This is a genomic window from Actinomyces johnsonii, assembly GCF_006546835.1.
In the GTDB taxonomy this organism is placed as follows: Bacteria; Actinomycetota; Actinomycetes; order Actinomycetales; family Actinomycetaceae; genus Actinomyces; species Actinomyces johnsonii.
Window position 1 is genome coordinate 1 of the sequence record NZ_VICB01000014.1, and the last position, 22169, is coordinate 22169.

16 protein-coding genes are annotated in these 22169 nt (G+C 68.1%); 8 read left to right on the top strand and 8 right to left on the bottom strand.

Annotation, left to right across the window (positions count from 1 at the left end; translation table 11 throughout):
* On the bottom strand, positions 1–1513 hold a 1513-nt coding region (locus tag FK256_RS09835; protein ID WP_141424649.1), incomplete at its 3' end, for an L-serine ammonia-lyase.
* A 64-nt stretch (positions 1514–1577) separates the two neighbouring features.
* Positions 1578–3581 carry an alpha-amylase family protein gene (locus tag FK256_RS09840; protein ID WP_141424650.1) on the bottom strand — a complete coding sequence of 668 codons (2004 nt, stop codon included), beginning with the start codon at positions 3579–3581 and terminating at the stop codon, positions 1578–1580.
* A gap of 217 nt (positions 3582–3798) precedes the next feature.
* On the opposite strand from FK256_RS09840, the gene thiD reads away from it, so the two are divergent.
* The 4 genes from thiD to FK256_RS09860 all read left to right on the top strand — a co-directional run bounded on the left by thiD (position 3799) and on the right by FK256_RS09860 (position 6960).
* Positions 3799–4605, top strand: coding sequence for a bifunctional hydroxymethylpyrimidine kinase/phosphomethylpyrimidine kinase (thiD, locus tag FK256_RS09845; protein WP_141424651.1), 807 nt, complete (start codon positions 3799–3801; stop codon positions 4603–4605).
* 314 nt (positions 4606–4919) lie between these two features.
* Complete coding sequence (locus FK256_RS09850) at positions 4920–5270, top strand: PadR family transcriptional regulator (protein WP_009232753.1); 351 nt, start codon at positions 4920–4922, stop codon at positions 5268–5270.
* Positions 5267–6169 carry an ABC transporter ATP-binding protein gene (locus tag FK256_RS09855; RefSeq protein WP_141424652.1) on the top strand — a complete coding sequence of 301 codons (903 nt, stop codon included), beginning with the start codon at positions 5267–5269 and terminating at the stop codon, positions 6167–6169. Before FK256_RS09850 ends, FK256_RS09855 begins: the two co-directional genes overlap by 4 nt.
* The gene (locus tag FK256_RS09860; protein WP_141424653.1) at positions 6166–6960 is read left to right on the top strand and encodes an ABC transporter permease; all 795 of its coding nucleotides are present in this window, start codon (positions 6166–6168) and stop codon (positions 6958–6960) included. The genes FK256_RS09855 and FK256_RS09860 overlap by 4 nt, the downstream gene beginning before the upstream one ends.
* Here FK256_RS09860 and dnaB read toward each other — a convergent pair.
* On the bottom strand, positions 6951–8375 hold the full coding sequence (dnaB, locus tag FK256_RS09865; protein WP_141424654.1) for a replicative DNA helicase: 1425 nt from the start codon (positions 8373–8375) through the stop codon (positions 6951–6953). The genes FK256_RS09860 and dnaB overlap by 10 nt on opposite strands.
* 535 nt (positions 8376–8910) lie before the next feature.
* Here dnaB and FK256_RS09870 point away from each other — a divergent pair.
* Together FK256_RS09870 and FK256_RS14630 are read left to right on the top strand one after the other, a co-directional pair.
* Positions 8911–10593 carry an MATE family efflux transporter gene (locus tag FK256_RS09870; protein ID WP_244936333.1) on the top strand — a complete coding sequence of 561 codons (1683 nt, stop codon included), beginning with the start codon at positions 8911–8913 and terminating at the stop codon, positions 10591–10593.
* Positions 10594–11444: 851 nt separating this feature from the next.
* Positions 11445–11816, top strand: coding sequence for a hypothetical protein (locus FK256_RS14630; RefSeq protein WP_231681158.1), 372 nt, complete (start codon positions 11445–11447; stop codon positions 11814–11816).
* A 164-nt stretch (positions 11817–11980) separates the two neighbouring features.
* Here FK256_RS14630 and rplI read toward each other — a convergent pair whose 3' ends face one another.
* The 5 genes from rplI to FK256_RS09900 form a co-directional block, all read right to left on the bottom strand.
* A complete protein-coding gene (gene rplI, locus FK256_RS09880; RefSeq protein WP_021606250.1) occupies positions 11981–12436 on the bottom strand; it encodes a 50S ribosomal protein L9 in 456 nt (151 codons plus the stop codon).
* A 15-nt stretch (positions 12437–12451) separates the two neighbouring features.
* Positions 12452–12688, bottom strand: coding sequence for a 30S ribosomal protein S18 (gene rpsR / locus FK256_RS09885; protein WP_003783656.1), 237 nt, complete (start codon positions 12686–12688; stop codon positions 12452–12454).
* Between the two features lie 89 nt (positions 12689–12777).
* Entirely contained in the window at positions 12778–13380 is a 603-nt protein-coding gene (locus FK256_RS09890) for a single-stranded DNA-binding protein (protein ID WP_009232746.1), read from the bottom strand.
* A gap of 27 nt (positions 13381–13407) precedes the next feature.
* Entirely contained in the window at positions 13408–13695 is a 288-nt protein-coding gene (gene rpsF, locus FK256_RS09895; RefSeq protein WP_009232745.1) for a 30S ribosomal protein S6, read from the bottom strand.
* 259 nt (positions 13696–13954) lie between these two features.
* Positions 13955–16453: a transglycosylase domain-containing protein gene (locus FK256_RS09900; protein WP_141424655.1), complete on the bottom strand. Its 2499-nt coding sequence runs from the start codon at positions 16451–16453 to the stop codon at positions 13955–13957.
* A gap of 548 nt (positions 16454–17001) precedes the next feature.
* Here FK256_RS09900 and FK256_RS09905 point away from each other — a divergent pair.
* Both FK256_RS09905 and FK256_RS09910 read left to right on the top strand, forming a co-directional pair.
* Complete coding sequence (locus FK256_RS09905) at positions 17002–18378, top strand: anaerobic C4-dicarboxylate transporter (RefSeq protein ID WP_141424656.1); 1377 nt, start codon at positions 17002–17004, stop codon at positions 18376–18378.
* A gap of 123 nt (positions 18379–18501) precedes the next feature.
* Positions 18502–21918: a PPi-type phosphoenolpyruvate carboxykinase family protein gene (locus tag FK256_RS09910; RefSeq protein WP_141424657.1), complete on the top strand. Its 3417-nt coding sequence runs from the start codon at positions 18502–18504 to the stop codon at positions 21916–21918.
* The last annotated feature ends 251 nt before the right edge of the window (positions 21919–22169 follow it).

Consider the following 22169-nt stretch of genomic DNA (forward strand, 5'->3'; position numbering starts at 1 on the left):
TGGCCTTGACGGCGGCCACCGCGTTGCGCTCGATGCAGGGGATCTGGACGAGTCCGCCCACGGGGTCACAGGTGAGCCCCAGGTTGTGCTCCATGGCGATCTCGGCGGCGTTCTCTACCTGGGCCGGCGTCCCGCCCAGGGCCTCGGCCAGGCCGGCGGCCGCCATCGAGGAGGCCGAGCCGACCTCGCCCTGGCAGCCCACCTCGGCTCCCGCGATCGAGGCGTTGGTCTTGATGAGCCCGCCCACAGCGGTGGCGGCCAGCAGGAAGCGGCGGGCGCCGTCGTCGTCGGCCCCGGGGATGAAGCGCTCGTAGTAGGCCAGGACCGCCGGGACGATCCCGGCCGCGCCGTTGGTGGGGGCGGTGACGACGCGGCGCCCGGCGGCGTTCTCCTCATTGACCGCGAGCGCGAACAGGTTCACCCAGTCCATGCCGCGCAGGGGGTCGGCCATGGTGAAGGCGGCGGCCGGGCCGGTCGACTGGGCGCGCAGCCGCTCGTGGAGGGCCTTGGCGCGGCGGCGCACCCCGAGCCCGCCGGGCAGGATGCCCTCGGCGTTCATGCCGGCCTCGATGCAGGCACGCATCGTGGCGCGCAGGCGGTCCAGGTAGGCCATGACCTCCTCCCGGCTACGGGCGGAGAGCTCATTGGCCAGGACGACCTCGGAGACGCCCAGGCCCTCGCGCTCGCAAATCGCCAGCATCGCGGCCGACGTGGTGAAGGGGAAGGGCGCGGGGGTGGCGTGGGCCTGGCTGGCGGAGGCGGTCGCCAGGGCCTGGATCGACGGCGATCCGGGAGCTCCGACGTCTTCCATGACGAAGCCGCCGCCCACGGAGTAGTAGGTGCGGCGCAGGATCTCGGCGCCGCTGGCGCAGTAGGCGGTCAGGGTCATGCCGTTGACGTGGTAGGGCAGGACCCGGCCGGGCAGGAAGTGGATGTCAGCGCCGGGACTGAAGGGGACGGGGCCGACGCCGTCGACCACCAGCTCACCTGCGGCCTCGACCTCCTCCATGAGGGACTCGCACACGACGGCGGGAACGGTCTCGGGCTCGTAGCCCGCCATTCCCATGACGGCGGCGCGGTCGGTGGCGTGCCCGCGGCCGGTGGCGCCGAGCGAGCCGTAGAGCTCGACGGTGATGCGGGTGGGCTGCGGCAGGCCGGCGCCGAGGACCTGTGAGTCGCACTCGCCGTCGGACGCCCCTGCGCCGCCTGGGCGGACCGCCTCGGCCAGGGCCCGGCTGAAGGCGCGGCCGGCCCGCATGGGGCCCACGGTGTGGGAGGAGGAGGGCCCGATACCGATGCGCATAAGGTCGAAGACGCTCAGCGGGCGGGGTGCCTGCTCGACGTCGATCGCCCCGGCGAGGAGCGCCGCGGGCGTGGCCGAGTCCAGAGCAGCGGAGACGAGGGCGGTGTCCGGAGCGAGAGCCGACACATCGGTGGCAGCAGGACTCGCCGATCCGGCAGGGCCGGCGACGACGGAGGTGTTTGTCGAGGTAGGGAGTTCAGGGCCGGTCACATCCCCATGATGCACGCCCGGCGCCCGGGCTCCCAAGTTCCGACGAGCTCAAGCCGATTCGCCGTCAGTCGGTGGAGCGCACCAGCCACCAGGCGGCGTAGGGAGGCACGGGTACGCGCCCGTCCCCCGCCCCGTTCAGCGACGTGGACCCGAAGGGGACCGTGTCGGTCAGGACGTCGGTGGCCCCCATAACCCCGAGCCGGGCGAGCTGGTCGGCGGCCACCGAGCGCCACTGCGGCGTCACGTTGTACACGCCCACGAAGCTGCCACGCGGGTGGTCCCGGTAGGTCACCAGCACCCCGGGATCGTCGATGTCCTGCACCTGGGTGCGCACGACGGCGTCGAGCTGGGGCAGGCCGGCGCGCACCTGCGCCATATGCGCCAGATCGGTGAAGACGCGCCCTTCGACGGTGGAGCGGTCGTGCCGGTTGGCCATCCGGGCCTCGTCGAGCCGGGGCCGCCCGGCCCAGCGCGAGTCGGCCTCGTGGCCCGGCTCGGTGTCCCAGTTGGGGTCGTTGGGCTGGGCGAGCTCGTCACCGCTCCACAGGACGGGGATGCCGCCCCACCCGTAGAGGATGGCGTGGGCCATGCGCAGGGCGTGGATCCGTTCCTCGCGCCAGGTCCACAGTGACTCGACCTCGTGCTCGGGGGTTGCGTCGGTGACGCCCTCCCAGGCCTCGGTGGCGGCCTCGATCCCGATGAGCGAGGCCGCGGTTCCGGCGATGCGCCGGTCCCCGGTGGCCGGGTTGTGCTGGAAGACGAGACCCGCGGCGTCGGAGGTGGGGTACTCGCCGCTGTACCAGTCGGCGAGGAAGGCCCGGTGGTCGTAACCGCCAAGGCCCACGGCGGCCGCGTCGTCGTCGTCGATGGCCCATCCGATGTCGTCGTGGCAGCGCAGGTAGGTGATCCAGGTGGCTGTGGATGGCTCGATGGGCAGGTTCTGGAGCGCCTCGACGGCCAGCGTCGTGTCGCGCGCGGCGAGCATGGACCAGACCTGGACCATGAGGGAGTTGTGGTAGGCCAGGTCGGAGACCTTGCCGGTGTACTTGCCCTGGCCGAGGTACTGGAGGAGCTCGGTGGGAGCCACGATCGCCTCGGCCTTGAGGTCGACGGCGGGGCAGGCGATGCGGGTCAGGGCGCGCAGGGCCTCGGTGATGGCGTGGACCTCGGGCTGGCCCTGGCAGTCGGTGCCCAGGCGCTTGATGGTGAAGGCGATGGCGTCCAGGCGCAGCACCTCGACGCCGCGGTTGGCCAGGTCCAGGACGATGCCCGCGAACTCGGCCATGACACGGGGGTTGCGCCAGTTGAGATCCCACTGGAAGGAGTTAAAGGTGGTCCACACCCAGCCGCTCACGCCGTCGTCCCAGGTGAAGTTGCCGGGGGCGAAGTCGGGGAAGACCTCCGGCAGGGTGCGCTCGTAGGCATCGGGCTCGGTACGGTCAGGGAAGATGAGGAAGTAGTCGCGGTAGCGCTGCTCGCCGGCGCGCGCCCGCACCGCCCACTCGTGCTCGGCAGCCACGTGGTTGAGGACGAGGTCGACCACGAGCGAGATGCCCTCGGCGCGCAGCTCACCGGCCAGGTGCTCCAGGTCCTCCATGGTGCCCAAGTCCGGGCGCACGGAGCGGTAGTCGGCGACCGCGTAGCCCCCATCGGAGTCGCCGGGGCGCGGAGTGAGCAGGGGCATGAGGTGGAGGTAGGTCACCCCCAGCTCGCGCAGGTAGTCGATGCGGTCCTCCACGCCACGCAGGGTGCCGGCAAAACGTTCGGTGTAGGCGGCGTAGCCGATACGGCCGGGGTGCTGGGCCCAGGAGGGGTCGAGGGTGCGGGCCAGGTCCAGGCGGCGCAGCTCGTGCTCGCGCTCCACGTAGGCCTGGGCGGCCAGGGCCAAGAGGTTGAGAGCCTCCTCCTCGGCGACCTCGCCGTAGAGGGTGGTCAGGCCGTCGAGGAGGTCGGGGTACCAGGCCTCCACGCGAGTGAGGAAGACGTCGCGTTCGGCGGCCTCAAGCGGGTCCAGGATATGGAAGACGATGTCGTCGAGGGATGATGGGAGGGGAGTGGTGGCGCTCATGGAACCATGGTCCCCGATTCGGGGCCGCTGCGGTACTGATTTCCTTGCCGTGCCGCCCGCGGGTCGACCATCCGGGGAGGCGGCGGCATCGCGGTCGGCGCTGGACCATCGCGAACGCCTGAGCGGGCCGACAACGGCATTCCGCCATCGAGCCGGGCCGATTCCACGTGATCGACCCGGCTTGGCCGGTGCGCTCCGGACGGTGCACGCTAGGGACATGACTCCCATCGCCCTGACCATCGCCGGCTCCGAGGCCTCGGGCGGCGCCGGCGCACAAACCGACCTCAAGACCTTCCACACCCTCGGCGTCTTCGGCTGCACGGCCCTGACCTGCATCGTGTCCATGGATCCCGAGAACGACTGGAACCACCGCTTCGTCCCGGTGGACCCGGCCGTCATCGCCGACCAGATCGAGACCTGCGCCTCGGTCCACTCGCGCGTCGACGCCGTCAAGATCGGCATGCTGGGCACGGCCCCCACCATCGACGTCGTCGAGCGGGCGTTGGAGACCTACGACTTCCCCACCGTGGTCCTCGATCCGGTTCTCATCTGCAAGGGACAGGAGTTCGGGGGCGCCCTCGAGGTGGACAACGCCCTGCGCACCAAGATCCTGCCGCGCGCCACCATGACCACCCCGAACCTGTTCGAGGCCGCCACCCTGGCGGGCATGGGGGAGATCACCACGGTCGAACAGCTCAAGGACGCCGCCAAGCGCATTCATGACCAGGGCGTGCCCAACGTCCTGGCCAAGGCCGGCCCGTCACTGGGCACCGGCACCGCGCTGGACGTCTTCTACGACGGCGCCACCCTGGAGGTCCTCGAGGTCGAGGCCGTGGGCACCGAGCGCGTCCACGGCGCCGGCTGCACCCTGGCGGCCGCGATCACCGCCGAGCTTGCCAAGGGCGCCAGCCCGCTTCAGGCCGCCGTCACCGCTAAGGAGGTCGTCTCCTCCTCCATCAGGCACGGCCTGCGCGGCAATATGCCGTTCCTCTACGTCTATCAGGGCGAGTACCGGCGGTCCTGAGCTGCGCCGCCGCTGTCCCCGACGGCTCCTCACAAGTTGCCACCTGTACGCCCGCCGCTGACGGTCTCCAGTTCCGTCGGCGGCGGATGTTCGTCATCCACGCTCGGTTCTGTCACTCTGGGCGACTTTTCACACGGACTGCCGCGGTCATCGGCAGACCCGCATTGCCCTGACCTGCGCAGATGCCCCAGGCCCACCAGCGCGAAGCAGTGCCGACACACCTAAAAGTCGCCACCAGTGACACTTCGGCCTGAGCGAACCGGCACGCACTGTCTAGTAGATAGACAATCTAGTAACTAGGTAGTCTATAAACCATGGACTCATCAGCAGCGCGCCTCCTGCGCGGATTCCTGGAACCCTGTCTGCTCTCACTGCTGGCCGAGCACGCCGACTACGGCTTGTCTCTGGCGCAGCGGCTCACCGCCGCCGGCCTGGACGAGGTACCCGGCGGCACGCTCTACCCGGCTCTCATGCGCCTGGAGAAGCGCGGCCTCGTCGCAGTCTCCTGGCGCCCCTCCGTCTCCGGACCCGCCCGCAAGTACTACGAGCTGACGAAGGCCGGACGCACCGAGCTCGCCGCGCGGCGCTCCGAGTGGCGCACCTTCTCCACAGCGGTCGGCGACATCATCGAGGGCCGGAAGGTACGTACGGAGGCCCCCTCATGAGCCCCACCGAGGACGCCAGAGACCCAATGCCGGACATGACAGCCGACTGGTACCGGAGCTTCGAGGCGGAGCTCGCTTCCCATGGCCTGCCCGCTGCCGAGGTCCACCGGACGACGGCGTCAACCCGCGCCGAGGCGGAAGCGGCCGGAGTACCGCCCGGCGACCTGTACGGTCCGGCGGTTCTCTACGCCCGCGAAGTCGCCTCGGCCCTGCGGGATTACCAGGCTGACGTACCCGCTCCCACCGCGGCCGCTCCCGCGGTCCTGCGTCTGACGGAGGTCTCCGCACGCCGCGGACGCCGCACAATCCTGTCAGACATCAACCTCACCGTCCGCCGGGGCGAGGTCGTCGCCGTCGTCGGGGCCAATGGGGCAGGCAAGTCGACCCTGCTCCAGCTCTGCGCGGGCCTACTGCGCGCAAGCAGCGGACGCATCGAGCGGACGCCGCACTTCGGCTACGCGCCCCAACTCGATTCCTTGGCGCCGCTGCTCACGGTCGACGAGCACCTCCGGCTCTTCGGCGCGGCGCGCGGCATGCGGAGGGGCCGCTCCGTCTCAACGGGACACCGCCTGATCACCCGCCTGGGCTGGACCGCCCGCGGGGACCAGACCGCCGGAACACTCTCCGGCGGGACCCAGCAGAAGCTCAACGTCGCCCTCGCCCAGCTCGACGCACCCGAGCTGCTCCTGCTGGACGAGCCCTACCAGGGCCTGGACGCCCTCGCCTACGAGGACCTGTGGGCCCTCATCTCCTCCTGGCGCGCTTCGGGCGCGGGGGTCCTGCTGGTCACCCACCTGCTGCGCGACGTCGACCTGGTCGATCGCGTCGTCGAGCTGCCGGCTCCACAGGAGACCACCGGCCGGACACGCCGATGGACACGGAGGAAGGAATCCGCATGAGTGCACCGCAACCTCACCCGACAGTTTCACGGGCCGAGCAGCCCCGAGCCGGGGGCGCCCGATCCCAGTCGACAGCGGCGACCACTGGCCTCGTCGCTCTCATCACCCTGCGCGAGCTCGCCCGACGGCGCGGCGCCCTCGCACTGGCGACCCTCCTGCCGCTGACCTTCTACCTGGTGCGCCTGGAGACCCACTGGACCGCCATCCGGCTCCTGTCGATAGGCTTGGGCTGGGCGACGGCGACACTGGCGCTGTTCACGCAAGTCTCGTCCCGGTCGGTGGACCGCCGTCTCACCGTGAGCGGAGCGCCGCCGGCAGTCCTGCTGCTGGGCCGCTACCTTGCCGTTCTCGGCCTGGGGTGGACCATCGGCCTGCTCTACAGCTGCCTCGTCCTGACCACAATCGGCGACGAGCTCACCCACCCGGGCGCGGTACCGGTCATGCTGCTGCTGACCGCCACCGTGGCCACTCCCCTGGGCTCGCTGGCGGCCGCCCTGGTTCCGAGGGACCTGGAGGGCGCGCTTCTGTTGCTGTCGGTCATGGCGGTCCAGGTGCTCGTCGACCCGACCGAGGACTGGACTCGCGTCCTGCCACTGTGGTCAACCCGGGAGCTGGCCAGCGTCGTCGTGGAGAACCTGGGGTCGGAGAACGCGACTTACCTGCACCGAGGACTGGCGCACGGCTTTGCTATGGCCGTCCTGCTGACGGCGGCGAGCTGGGTCATGGGGGTCCTGCGACTGCGTACGGTGCGCCTTCCGGCCCCGAGTCCTGTTGAGCCGATCTACTCGTAGGCGGGCTCGGGGGTGACGTCGCGCGCCATATTGGCGAAGCGCGACACGTGCCCCTGGAAGGCCACCGGGATGGTGCGGGTCTGCCCGTTGCGGTGCTTGGCCACGATGATGTCGGCCTCACCGGGGCGATCCTCGTTGTTGTAGTACTCCGGGCGGTGCAGCAGGATGATGATATCGGCGTCCTGCTCCAGCGACCCGGACTCGCGCAGGTCGCTCATCTGGGGCTTGTTGCCGGTGCGCTGCTCAGGGCCGCGATTGAGCTGGGCGACGGCGATCACTGGGATCTCCAGCTCCTTGGCCAGCAGCTTGAGGGACCGGGAGAACTCGGAGACCTCCTGCTGACGCGACTCGACCCGCCTGCCCGAACTCATGAGCTGGAGGTAGTCGATGACCATGAGCCCTAAGTTGTGCTGCTGCTTCATGCGCAGGGCCTTGGAGCGGATCTCCGGCATCGTGAGGTTGGGCGAGTCGTCGATGAACAGCGGCGCATTGGACACGGGGTTGTAGGCCACGGCGACGTCGGTCCAGTCGCGGTCCTCCATCTGGCGCGAACCGCGCAGCTTGTTCATGTCCACGCTCGACTCGGCGGCCAGCATGCGCATCATGAGCTCCATGCGCCCCATCTCCAGGGAGAAGTAGCAGCTGGTGATGCCGTGGTGGATCGAGGCCGAGCGGCAGAAGTCGACGGCGAGCGTGGACTTGCCCATGGCGGGACGCGCGGCCACGATGATCATCTGGCCGGGGTGCAGTCCACCGGTGAGCTCGTCGAGCTCGATGAAGCCGGTGGGCACGCCGGTCAGGGCCCCGTTCTCACGGTTCTGAGCGGCCTCAATCTCAAGGTTGGCTTCACCCAGGAGCTCGGAGACGGCGATGTAGTCCTCCTTCTCGCCCTCGTGGTGGGCCACCGAGTAGACCTCGGCCTCGGCCAGCGTGACGAGATCGGCGATGTCGCCGGCGTCGGTGGAGTACCCCAGCTGGGTGATGCGGGTACCGGCCTGGACCAGGCCGCGCATGAGCGCCTTGTCCTTGACGATCCGGGCGTAGTAGCCGGCGTTGGCGGCGGTGGGCACGGTGGCCATGAGGGAGGCCAGGTAGGGGGCACCGCCGACGCGCTCGAGCTCGCCGCGCCGGGAGAGCTCATCGGCCACGATGAGGGGATCGGCGGGCTCAGAGCGGTTGTAGACCTCGACGATGGCGTCGAAGATCGACTCGTGGGCCGAGCGGTAGAACTCAGGGCCGCGCAGGACGTCGATGACATCGGTAATGGCCTCTTTGCTCAGGAGCATGCCACCCAGCGTGGCCATCTCCGCCTCGAGGTCCTGGGGCGGGAGACGATCGAAGACGGCGCTGTCGGCCCGGATGCCCCCGCTTCCGGTCCCGCCCGAGCCGGTCTGCCCGCCCATGCCGTTGTCCATCCGGCTACACCTTCCGCACTGTCCCTCCGGTTGTCACCGGCCCGTCCTTCCGCTCCCGACGACGGCCCGGCGCGCCAGGAAGACGCTCGCCCGCGTGGAGCGCGCGCGTGACGATAACGCCATCGGGAGGACCTCGCAAACTCTCAAGTTCGCCGGCGCTGGGGATATCCGCACCCCTCCTGTGGGAAGGCCCTCGGAGCCTGGGGACACAGGAGCATCTGCTGTGGACACAGATGTGCGCACCTGGCACCACCGTACCGGAGTGCGTCGACCTTTCGTTGCCATCACAGCAGTTTCCGGGTTCAGGCTTCCTATAGGCACTTCCCACCACATCACAATGTGATCTGTGGACAAGTGGGTAAACCTGTGGACAAACATGACGTTCGACTTGAGGTCCATCCCGTTTGTGGGTCTCCTACAGGCCTGTCTGAACCGGTTATCCCCAGGTTCCGCACACACCGATCGACAACGGCCTCACGAACGCACTCTCGGGTTACTTTCAGATTTTATTAATTTTTCCTCAAGAAGAATCGTTGTGCGATCCGCCAGGAGAATCGGGGTCGTCAGCCCGACTGATCACACCGAGAACCCGCTGAGGGCCCGAGGCACCATCCTCATCCTCAACCTGTCCATGAGGACAGCCTCAGCACTGGCGCCTCCGGTGCTCGACCGCCCTCCCACGGCGACGGGCACGTGCCGTCGGGCAGTCTCCCGCGCGTCCGCCACCCGGCAGTGCCCGGCGACTGCCAATGGTTTCCAGAAGCTCACGGTGGTCCACAATGGGGCAGTGCCCGATACCAGCTACCCTCCTTCCTCCAGTCTCAATCGTCAGGTCCTGTCCTTGGCCCTGCCAGCGCTGGGGGCTCTGATCGCCGAGCCGCTCTTCGTGCTGGCGGACTCGGCGATGGTCGGCCATCTCGGTGCCGTGAGCCTGGCGGGCCTGTCGCTGGCCTCCACGATCCTGACGACGACGGTGGGCCTGTTCGTCTTCCTGGCCTACGCGACGACCGCAACGACGGCGCGCTTGTTCGGGGCCGGTCGCCGTCGGCGGGGGCTGCGGGCCGGCGTTGACGGGATGTGGCTGGCACTCCTGCTGGGGCTGGGGACGGGAGCCCTCCTGGGGCTGACAGCCCCGTGGCTGACACGGCTGATGGGCGCTCACGGCCCGGTGGCACAGGCCGCCGTCGCCTATCTGCGCGCCTCCAGCCCGGGATTGCCGGGCATGTTCGTCGTTCTGGCGGCCACCGGTGTACTGCGCGGCCTGCTGGACACGCGCACGCCCTTCGTAGTGGCCACCGGCGGGGCGATCCTCAACGTCGTCGTCAACGCGATTCTGCTCTACGGGGTCGGGGTGGGGATCGCGGGCTCGGGTGCCGGCACCGCGATCGCGCAGACGGCCATGACGCTGGCGCTGGCCCGCCCCATCGTCCGGGAGGCCCGGGCGGCCGGTGTGGGTCTGCTCCCCCACCGGGAGGGCCTGCGGGCCTCTCTGGGCAGCGGAACGCCGTTGCTCATCCGCTCGCTGAGCCTCAGGGTGGCGATCCTGGCGACCGTGTGGGCGGCGACGGCGCTCGGGGACGTGTCGTTGGCGGCCCACCAGGTGGTGAACACCCTGTGGACCTTCGCGGCCTTCGCCCTGGATGCGCTGGCTGTGGCGGCGCAGGCCCTCATCGGCACCGCGCTGGGACAGGCGCAGAGAGACGCCGACGATTCCGCTGTGACCAACACCGAGGTCGATACCGCGGCCGATACCGACGCTGATGCTCGGACCGCCTCGACCACTGCGGGCTGGTCCATCGACGAGCTGTTGCGGCGGATGCTGGCCTGGGGCGCTGGGACAGGCGTGCTCATCGGGGTGCTCATGGCGGCGGGGGCCGCCTGGTTGCCCCGAGTCTTCACCTCCGACGCCGGCGTCATCGCGGCCGCGGCACCGGCGCTCCTGGTCGCGGCGAGCGCCCTGCCGCTGGCCGGGGTCGTCTACCTGCTCGATGGCGTGCTCATGGGAGCCGGCGACGGCCGTTACCTGGCCCGGGCGGGGCTGGTGACACTGGCGCCCTACGTCCCCCTCGCCCTGCTCATCGGCGGCGGCGTACTGCCGGGAAGTTCGGGCTCGACGTCGGGCCTGGTGCAGCTGTGGATCGCCTTCGCCTGGGTGTTCATGGCCGCCCGCGGCACCACCACCTACCTGCGCGCCCGCGGCACCGCCTGGCGCCACTGATCGGCGTCTCGCCGCGCCCTTCCCCGCACTGCCTATCCCACATAGATCCCCCGCGCGTTCGTAGGGTAGGTCATGCGTTCGAGGGGTAGAGGGCACGAACGCGCGACCCACCCTACGAACACGACGCCGTCATCCGGTGGCCACAGAACTGTTGCGCCCGGCCGCGTCCACAGGGCTCCGAGGCTCCGGTGGCTGCCTCAGCCATCGCCCACCACTCTTGCCATATGGAGCCCTACCCCGAACCACCTCAGCTGCCGCCCGTTGTCGCGTCCGCCGGCCCACCGGCCGCCATGCGCAACCCCGTGAGGGTTCTTCGTGGCATCTACGCGGACATCGGCGCACAGAACCTCCCTCGATGGGAGGCCGACGAGCGCCTCAGTCTGGCTCGCTGCGCCGCCGCCTGTCAGCGGGTCGAGTCCGCGCGCTGCCTGAGCCACGAGTCCGCCGCACTCGTCCACGGTCTGTGGTTACGGGAGCATGAGCCGGACGTCAGTGTCGTCGTCCCATCACGACCGCACCATCCCCACCAGAAGCTCCCCCTCCCGCCAGGAGCACGACGCCCTGCGTATCTGCGCCGACGACGTCTGACTCTGACCCAGGAGGACATCGCCATCGTCTCGGGTCTGCCTGTGAGCACCTTGATGCGGACCACGGTCGACTGTGCCTTCGACCTTCCCGCCCACGACTCGATCTGTGTGGTCGAGTCAGCGCTCCGCGCTGCCGCTCGTCCGTCGCGATACCAATACTCGCAGTCAGACCGTCGAGTCGAGGCCGCCCGATCTCAGCTCCAAGCGGCGGTCATCGCACAAGGCAGACGTGCCGGGGCACGGCGCGCACGGGCAGTCGTCGCCATGGCCTCGCCTTTCGCCGAATCGCCAGGCGAGTCACTGCTGCACTGGTTCGTGCACGCCTTGGGCCTGCCTGCTCCGCGTATTCAGATGGCGATCGAGGATACGGACAACGCCCGTCTCTATTTCCCCGATGAGGCCTGGCCGGAGTACAGGGTGCTGGCGGAGTTCGACGGGCAGATCAAGTACAAAGCCCCGGAGGACCTGTGGAAGGAGAAGCAGCGCCAGGACGCCCTCACTCGAATGGGCTGGCGCATCGAACGCTTCATCTGGGCGGACTTCAAGCGCCTCGATGTACTGCGCTCCCGGATCCTGGCTCTCTTCCCAGCGACCGTCGCTCGCACCGCGCGTCCCATAGCAGACCTGTGGAGATGACCGATGACACCCGGCTGCGTGTTCGTAGGGTAGGTCATGCGTTCGAGGGGTAGAGGATACGAACGCGCGCCCTACCCTACGAACCGGACGTCAGCACGACGCCGTCGGGCCGGTACCTCCCAGTTGGAGGCTCCGGCCCGACGGCAGAAGACGTCCGATGATGCTCAGCGCGCGGGGACGACGTTGACCTCGATGGGGGCCACGACGTCGGCGTGCAGGCGCACGGAAGCGCTGTGGCGGCCGGTCGACTTGATCGGCGGCACGACCTGGATCTTGCGGCGGTCGACGGCGGGGCCGCCGGCGGCCTTGACCGCGTCCGCCAGGGTCGCGGTGGTCACGGCGCCAAAGAGGCGGCCGTTGTCACCGGCGGTGGCGGAGATGGTGACGACGTTCTCCTGCAGCCAGGCGCGCGCGGTCTGGGCCTGCTCGAGGGACGCGATGGAGCGCTTGCGGCGCGCCTCGGCCATCTGGTCGATCTGGCGCTGGGCGCCCTTGGTCCACGGGGCGGCGAGCTTGCGGGGCAGGAGGTAGTTACGGGCGTAGCCGTCCTTGACCTCCACGACCTCGCCGGCGGAGCCAAGGTGGGAGACGTCGTGGGTGAGGATGAGCTTGGTGGTCATTGCGCGTGCCTCCGATCAGCGAGCCGAGCTCGAGTAGGGCAGCAGAGCCATCTCGCGGGCATTCTTCACGGCCTTGGCGATCTTGCGCTGCTCCTGGACGGAGACGCCGGTGACGCGACGGGCGCGGATCTTGCCGCGGTCGGAGATGAACTTCCGCAGCGTGGCGGTGTCCTTGTAGTCGATGGTGCCGACCTTGATGGCCTTGACGGGGCTGACCTTCTTCTTGGGCTTGCGAAGTTGGGGCTTCGCCATGGTGGTACTCCTTGGTCTGAGCGCCTGGGCGCTCTACGAGATGAAAGTGTGGTGTGGGGGTAAGGGAGCGGGCCGACGCCGTCGCGGCTTTAGAACGGGGGCTCGTCACCGAAGGAGGTGGAGCCGCCCGTGGCCCACGGGTCGTCCGCGGCGCCGCCAGCGGGGGCGTTGTACCCGGACTGGCCCTGGCCGCCGAAGCCGCCACCGCCGTTGTAGCCGCCCTGCTGGGGGCCGCCCTGATTGAATCCGCCCTGACCGCCCTGGTTGCCGAAACCTCCGCCCTGGGGGCCGGCCTGCTGGCCGCCGAAGCCGCCCTGACCGCCTCCACGGGGCTGGCGGGTGACCTGGGCCTTGGCGTAGCGCAGGGAGGGGCCGATCTCATCGACCTGCATCTCCACCACCGTGCGGTTCTCTCCCTCACGGGTGGTGAAAGAGCGCTGGACCAGTCGGCCCTGGGCGATGACGCGCGTGCCCTTGGTCAGCGACTCGGCCACGTTCTCCGCGGCGTCGCGCCAGATCGAGCAGCGCATGAACAGGGTCTCCCCGTCCTTCCACTCACCGGCGGCGCGGTCGAAGGTGCGTGGCGTGGAGGCGACGGTGAAGGAGGCCACCGCCGCCCCGGAGGGCGTGAAGCGCATCTCGGGGTCCGCGGTGAGGTTCCCGACGATGGTGATGATGGTGTCTCCGGCCATGGCGTTGTCTCCGTTCCCGGTAGAGGCTCAGGCCTCGGGACGCAGCAGCTTGGTGCGCAGGACAGTCTCATTGAGACCGAGCTGGCGGTCGAGCTCCTGGGCGATCTCGGGCGTGGTGGTCATGTCCACGACGACGTAGAAGCCCTCGGACTTCTTCTTGATGTCGTAGGCCAGCCGGCGCTTGCCCCAGATGTCGACCTTGTCCACGGTGCCCCCGTTGCTGGGGACGACCTGAAGCAGCTTCTCGAGCGTCGCATTGGCGGTGCGCTCGTCCGTCTCGGGGTCGAGGATGATCATGATCTCGTAGTGACGCATGCTTGGTACCCACCTCCTCTGGTCTGTGGCGGTCACGGTCCTTCCGTGACAGGAGGGTGATGCGTGCGGCGCACCATCCGGCGGAAACAGGCTTCATTCCGCCTTCCGCCCGACGACGCAGCCAGATCGCCACATTACCGGACAACCCGTCGGCCCTGGAAGTCAAGACGGTGGGCCGACGACGTGCCATGCAACACGTCATCGGCCCACCGTCGGGTGCCTAGTGGAATGCGGGTGTCAGCCGCGGAGATGCAGAACGCTAGCCGACGTTTCCCTGAGGACGGGCCTGTTGCTGCGCACCGCCTCCCTGCCCCTGGCCGCCCTGACCACCGGGCGGTTGGCCGCCTCCGTCATTACCGCCTGGGCCTCCTCCGGGACCACCACCTCCGCCAGCACCAGGACCTTCGGTCTGGTGACCACCGCCTTCACCACCGCCTTCACCACCGCCGATATTGCCTCCGTTCGAAGGCTCGGCTGTCGGCTCACTTCCACCAGGCTGCTGCGGCGTGGCTTCGGGCTGGGGCGTCGCTTCGCCGGTGGGCTGCTCGGCGGGGGCCTGGGTTTCCTCGGGCCGGCTGGTGGGGGCCACCGTCTCCTCTTCCTCCGGCTCGGCCGTCGGCTTCGCAGAGCCGCGTCCGCCGCCGCGTGTGGCGGGGATCTCCGCCGCCTCGGGGAACTCCTCGACCTTGAGCCCCTCGTGGGCGACCTTCATGTAGTCGATGAAGATGTCCGCCGGGTAGGTCGAGCCGGTGACCTCGTCATACTCGCCCCAGGGCGTGATCGACTCCTCCGAGCCATCATCACCGGTCTGATAGAGAGTCACCGCGGTGACCACCTGAGGGGTGAAGCCCACGAACTGGGCGGACTTGTTGTCCGAGGACGATCCGGTCTTCGCGGCGACCGGGCGGTCCATCTGCGCGGCCACCTTGTCCGCGCTGCCGTTCTCACCGGCGACGACCTGCTGGAGGGCGTAGGTCGTATCCGCCATAACGTCCTCCTCGAACTCCCGCTTGCCCTCGGTGGGGGCCGTGTAGCGGTCCGTACTATCGGAGTTCTTGACGGTGGCCACGATGTGGGTGTCGCGCTTCACACCCTGCGCAGCGAAGGTGGAGTAGGCCGAGGCGATGTCGATCGTGTGCGGCGAGGCAGACCCCAGGACGTTCTGCACGAACTCCCGCTCCTCATCGGATTTCAGCCCCGCGGTGTTCTTGGGGTACCCCGCACGGTTGGCCACCTCGGCCGTCGCCTGCGGATCGACCTGGTTGGACAGGTCCCGGTTGAGCTGGAGGTAGGGCGTGTTGAGCGATTGCTCCGTTGCCTGGGTCAGACTGGCCGACTTCAGGGAGACATTCTTGAAGTTCTGGAACTGATGCCCCTCGATGGTCATCGGAGAGGTCGCCGGGTAGCTGCTGCCCAGGGACCACCCGTTCTCCAACGCGGCCACCAGAGCGAAGGGCTTGAAGGTGGAGCCGGCCTGGGCGATCGCGTCGGTCGAGGTGTTGACCTGGCTGGTCAGATAGTCCGCACCCCCATAGAGCGCCAGAACACCCCCCGTCTTGGGATCAATGGACACCAGCGCCTTGCGCAGGTTCGGAGAAGCGCCCTCGGGCAGGGAGTTGACCGCGTTGACGGCGGCCTCCTGATCCTTCGGGTTGATCGTGGTGACGATCTTGAAGCCGCCGGTGTCGATCTGCTCGGGCTTGAGCTTGGCCTTGTTCTCGAGCTCGGCGCGCACCATCTGAAGCAGGTATCCGTTACTGCCGGCGTAGACCTGTTTGGTCTGGGACTCGACGGTCGGCGGCATGCCCGCCTGCTTGGCGGTGTTGTACTGCTCCTGGGAGATGTAGCCATCATCGACCATGAACTGCAGGACTCGGGACCACCGCTCCTGTGCCTTCTCCGAATTCTCGGCCGGATCCCAGGCACTGGGGGACGGCAGGATTCCCGCCAGGAGTGCCGCCTCCGACGGGCTCATATCCTTGGCGGACTTGTTGAAGAACGCCTTCGAGGCAGCCTCAATACCGTAGGCGCCTCGGCCGAAGTAAACCGTGTTGAGATAGTCGCCCAGGATATCCTTCTTAGATTTCTCCCGGTCGATCTTGATGGCCATGATGGCTTGCTTGGCCTTGCCAAAGTAGGAGTCCGTGGTGTCGACGTAGTAGTTCTTCACGTACTGCTGCGTCAGGGTCGAGGCGCCCTGGGTGTCGCCTCCGCGCAAGTTATTCACCAGGGCGCGGGCGATGCCCTTGGGGTCGACTCCCTTGTTGGAGTAGAAGCTGCGGTCCTCCGAGGCCACCACCGAGTTACCCACGTAGTCCGGAAGAGTGGAGGCGTCCACGGACTGACGGTTGATCTCAGCGAACTTGCCCATTTCCGTCGAGCCGTCGGCGTAGTAGACCGTGCTGCTCTGCGCCAGCGCGAATTCGCTGGGCTTGGGGACCGTGGTGTTGTTGTAGGCCCACATGAAGGCGCCGACGAGACAGAGGACGACGAGCAGGAAGGATCCCAGGACGAACCGCCAGCTAGGGATCCAGCGGTGGATCTTGCCCTTTCCGGCGCGAGGGTAGTTGAAGAAACGGCGCTTGCGCCCCGTGGCGGCGTCCTTGGACCGCTCGACCTGCGAGGACTTGCGGCCCTTTCCAGGCGTCTTGCCAAACTCTGGGGGCTTGTTCAGGGCCTGCTGACCGGCGCTGGCCACCTGGGTCAGCTTCTTGCCGACGGGGCGGCTGGGTCCGCCCCCGTTCGTGCCTTCTGCCACGCGCTCCTCGTTTCGTTGACTGTCATAGACAGTGACCTGGTACCGCAACGGCGCGGGGGATAACGCTCCGGTTGCGGTCTGGGGTCCCATCATGACCGATATTGGCGGCCGGTGCCGACTCGGTTGCCGATCACCGTTCTACAGATCGCCGACGACGATCAGGTGCGATCACTGCGGACAAGCCGCACGAGGCGTCGACTGCGCTCAAGTATGGGGGAACAGTGGGGAGTGACGGTAGCGACGCAGACCTGGGAAACAGCCATGACGCCCTTATCAACCGTTACCTTAACTCCACTTGCTCCGCTCTGACCAGCGCGCTCACGCGCTTCGGGAGCAGGAGAAGATCGGCCGTGGATACAGAATGTGAGTTCGAGCCCAGCCTGAGCGGAAACACGTCAAGAACAGCCGGTATTGATCGGGACAATAGTCCCCCGATATGAGTGAGACACTGGACACAACATTGACAGGGTGTCAGTTCCTCGCCGCAGCTCCTCGTCCGCCCGAGGACCACCGGCTACCGTCCGTCCAGCTCACCGGGGAGATCCACCGTGGACGCCAGCTCAGCTCTCCAGGCCCTCAGCATCATCCTCCAAGTCGTCATCATCCTCACCTGCCTCATCATCGGGGCGAAGAAGGGCGGGATCGCCCTCGGTCTCATCGCCGGGATCGGCCTGCTGGTCCTCGTCTTCGGATTCCGCCTGGAGCCCGGCGAGGCGCCGGTCGATGTCATCCTCACCATCCTGGCCGTCATCGGGTGCGCCGCCACCCTCCAGCAGTCCGGCGGCCTGGACGTCATGATGCAGATGGCCGAACGCGTCCTGCGCCGGCATCCCGAGCAGATCACCATCCTGGGGCCGTGCGTCACCTGGTTCCTCACCGTTCTGTGCGGCACCGGCCACGTGGTCTACACGATGCTCCCGATCATCGCGGACATCGCCATTAAGAAGGACATCCGACCCGAGCGCCCCATGGCCGCCTCCTCGGTCGCCGCCCAGATGGGCATCACGGCCTCACCAGTCTCGGTCGCCACGGTCTCCGTCGTCTCCATCATCGCCAAGAACACCGACCGGCACTGGTCGGTCCTCCAGATCCTGGCCATCTCCATCCCGGCGTCGTTGTGCGGGGTGCTTCTGGCCGCCCTGTGGTCGATGCGCCGGGGCAAGGACCTGGACAAAGACGAGGAGTACCAGAAGCGGCTGAAGGACCCGGAGTTCCGCGCCGCCGTCCACTCCAGCTCCGAAACCCTCATCGGCAAGGTGTTCCCGCCCGAGGCCTACCGCGCCACCTGGATCTTCTTGGGAGCCATCGCCGTCGTCGTCGTCCTGGGCGCCTTCGAGGTGCTGCGTCCCAAGTTCCCCACGGGCGACGGCGGCACAATGGAGCGCCTGAGCATGAACCTGGTCATCCAGATGGTCATGCTCGCCGCCGGGGCGCTCATCCTGCTGACCTGCAAGGTGCAGGCCGGCAAGATCGCCTCCACCGCTGTATTCAAGGCCGGGGCCACCGCCATGTTCTCCATCTTCGGGGTCGCCTGGATGACCGAGACGGTCGTCCACGCACACCTGGAGGACCTGGAGCACAGTCTCGCCGGCGTCCTGTCCCATCACGTGTGGATGTACGCCATCGTCCTGTTCATCATCGGCAAGCTGGTGAACTCTCAGGCGGCCGGCCTGCTCATCGTCGCCCCCATGGCCCTGTCGCTCGGGGTGAGCCCGGTCATCGTCGTCGGGTTCATCGGCGCCTCCTACGGGTACTTCATCCTGCCCACCTACCCCTCAGACCTGGCGGCGATCGGCTTCGATCCCACCGGCACCACGCACATCGGCAAGTACGTCATCAACCACTCCTTCCTGGTGCCCGGGCTCATCGGAGTGTTCACCTCCTGCCTCGTGGGCACTGCGCTGTCCCAGTTGCTCCTGTCATGAGCCGAGCCGGCCGCCAACCGGGCGACGAGGACCAGCAAGTGCGACGTCGACCACACCCCTGAAGCCTTCTTTCTGGGCAGAACGTAACAGGAGCGTGTCGTCCAATCTGACTAGGCTCGAGCCATGACAACTACAGACGCGGCCACTACCTCCGCCATTGCCCTGCGTTTGGAGCTGCTGGGGATCTCCGCCCCGGCACAGGTCAAGCAGACTGAGGCGGATCGCCTCATGTCCCCGATCCTGGCGCGCCAGCGCGAGCTCTCCCGTCGACTGGCCCACCGCCCATGTGCTGCCGACCAGCGCATCCAGACCTTCCTGGACTCCTACCTGGAGGGCGCGGCCGTCACCCCGAGGCTGCCGCGCTCGACCTTCGTCCTGGATCAGCCCGGCCTGGCACGAGCTCTGTCGCTGCCGGTGGACTCCACCAGCTTCACCTCCGACTACGTCGAGAGCTACAAGGTGCTCGGCGGTGTCCTGCACAATCCCCGCAACGACCGCCGCACCACCGCCGGCGTCTTCCATGTCGCCGAGGGCGGCCTGCCGATCCCCGATGACAAGATCGCCGTCCCGCGCGACGTCTTCGCCCGCCTGCTGGACCGCGCCGTTGAGGCTCCCGAGGACCTGATGACCCTGCCGTGGGCCTCCACGCAGGATGAGCCGGCCCGCTGCTTTGTGTCCCTGCTGCTGCGTCCCGTCGTCGTTCCCGAGGTCGCCGGCTTCTCCGCCGAGCGCTCCATGGAGATTCGCTTCATCGCCCCCGGCGGTTTGGTCTCCAATCTGGACTTCGTCGAGGGGATCTTCGGCAATGGCGGAGACCCCTATCTGCCGGAGAATGACGCCTCCCTGGCCCCGGAGTCCTGGACCGGTCACACCGGCTGCGTCATCCTCGCCCCGCACCTGACCACCCTGACCAAGAAGGAACTGGGTCTGCCCTCCTGGGAGGAGGCCACCGAGCGCCAGCGCCGCGACGGCCAGTGCTGGAAGGACGAGGCCGAGCTCTACAACGGCGGCAAGGCCTTCAAGTGCGTGGCCCGAGACGAGCGCGGCGTCATCGTCACCGTCATTGCTGACAACTACTTCGGCTACTGCAAGAAGGAGGTCAAGACCCAGATCGGGTACTCGGCCAACCTCTTCGGCTGCGTGGAGGAGGAGCACGCCGGCGGCGCGATCGCCTACCCGCGCTACAACCTGAGCCAGGAGTACACCGATATTCACACCCCCGAGGGCATGACCCTCGAGCACGTTCTCGAGCGCAACCCCGGCCGCTTCGAGCTGCGCGAGGACGGCTCCGCTGTCGCGATCGACGACCCGACCGTGGTGCTGGTGCCCGCCGGCGCCCACTACTCAATGCGCAACCAGACGATCACCTGGACCCGCCCCGACGATCAGGAGGCCTCGATCCCACTGCTGGCGGGCAACACCTATGTGGCCCCCAACGGTTACCGGGTGCACGCCAAGCACCGCGAGGGCGACGCCACCCAGTGGCACTTGGTGGGCACCGCCCCCTGGTCCACGCAGGCCCACAAGCCGGCCACCGTCTCCGGCGGCGGCAAGTCGGAGATCTCCAAGTCCCTCCTGGACGCCTTTGTCTTCGGCGAGGCCTACGTCGGCGACGTCGACGAGGACTTCGACACCGTCCAGAAGATCCTCGATGGCAACTACGCCGACCGCTTCGTCGACCCGGCCAACAAGAGCAACAACCACCGCTCGATCCTCTCCGAGCGCCGCTCGCTGGGAAGTGTCATCAAGCTGCTGACGCCATCGCCCAGATACACCGACGAGTACAACGCCTTCCTGGAGTCAATCCCGGCCCACATTAAGGAGCTCATCTTCACCGTCAAGCGCTTCTACCAGCCCAGTTGGGGCAAGGATTGGCGCAGCCACTTCTCCGTGGGCATCATCAACGGCCGCAAGGGCAACTCCCTGCGCCTGGACGGCGAGGTCATCAAGGTCAACATGCTGCGCGTGGGCTTCGAGGACGACGGCGCCTGGCGCCTGCTGTCCCTGCGCCCGGACTTCTCCCCGGCGGCCAAGGTTCAGACCGAGGACGACATCACCGCCTCGATCGTGGCCCCCGGCGGCCTGATCTCCACCCCGGACTCGGAGCTGTCGCGCAAGTTCGTCACCAACTGCGAGTCCCTGCTCTTCCAGCGGCCCGACGACGCGATCGTGCGTGGCTACGACAAGCAGACCGAGTCGGACATGTCGGATGCGCAGGCGGACCTGTTCATCTCGAACTTCCAGCCGCTCACGCCCGACGACGCCCGGGCGATGGCCGCCGACGCCCCCGGCCTGTCCCGCTTCACCCAGCCCATGCAGGACCTCGTGGCCCGCGCCGCCGCCCTGCCCGAGGCCGAGGACCCCGCCAAGGAGACCTACTGGGTCTCCACGGCCGACCCGCGCCTGGTCAACGGGACTCCCACCAAGAACCCCCGCTACCTCCAGGTGCGTCCCGACATCGCCAACCCGAAGGACGTGGCGCTGGCGGACCTCACCAACCACCTCTTCCGCGACGTGCCCCTGAGCGAGCCGCTGCGCCACAGTGTCGATGTCGTCGCCGCCGGGCGCCGCAACAACCCGCCCGAGGACGGGGTTCCGCCGCTGTGCGCCTACAACCCGCTGCACTACATGGAGCTGCCCGAGCTCTTCATGGAGTTCATCTCCTCCATGACCGGCAAGTCCCCCTCGACGACGGGCGCCGGTAGCGAGGGGGCGCTGACCAAGTCTCCGTTCAACGCGCTGCCCGCCATCTACGACCTCAACGCGGCCCTGCTGTCCTACGCTCTCAGCGGCTACGACGGCTGGCTGTCCTCGGCCGGCTACATCGGTCCGAAGGTCCAGGTGGCTCACGACATCTCGCTGCTCATCCCGGAGATCTTCTCCCGCATGAGCGTTGAGGAGCGAGACGCCCACAATCTCATCGAGAACGGCTACCTTGAGGGCATCGAGGACTTCGAGTACAAGGGCCGCACCGTCCAGGCCTCGCGCCTGGGCTACCGCATGAACCAGGCCTTCGCCTCAACCTTCTTCGGGCGGATCTTCCTGCACCCCGACGTCGTCTTCACCGAGGAGATGCTGCGTCCCGAACTGCAGGACGAGGCGGTCTTCGCCGACTCGGTGGACATCATCGTCACCACCCACAAGGTTGTAGCCGAGCACTACCGGGCCGACGGCTCTATCGAGTGGGCCGTGCCGCCGCTGCGGGCCCTTCTGGAGATCATGATCGACGGCACCTCCCGGGAGGGCTGGAACCTGGCGAGCCCGGAGTTCCGCGCCCTGTTCGAGCGTGAGAACATCCTGAGCTCGTCGTGGTACGCGGCGCGTCTGGACGCCAAGGTCGCCCGCGACACCCGCCAGGCCCATCAGGCCATCGAGGACCTCACCCGCTTCTACACCGCGGAGAACAACAAGGAGGTCATCGAGCGCCTGGGCATCGAGGGCCGCCTGGCCGAGGCCCGCGCCTGGCTGGACAAGGTCAGCACCCCGGCCTACCGCGAGCACCTCGTAGGCACACTCGGCCTCCAGCCCTCGCTGGCCTGAGGCTGACGACGGGCGACTGACGCGCCCGACGCATCCCCTCCCATGGGGCGGGGACCTTCCACGTGTGGGGGAACAGGAGTCCTGTTCCCCCACACGTGTTCCGTCCCCGTACACGGGTTATCTGCCCGTGGAGAGACGGGAGACGAGTACTGGAGAAGCTGCCCGACGCTGCCGCCCGCCAACGGTCGCACTGATATCGCCCAACCGCCGCACCGGGGAACTACTACCCATACGATTCGCCCAAAAAACGC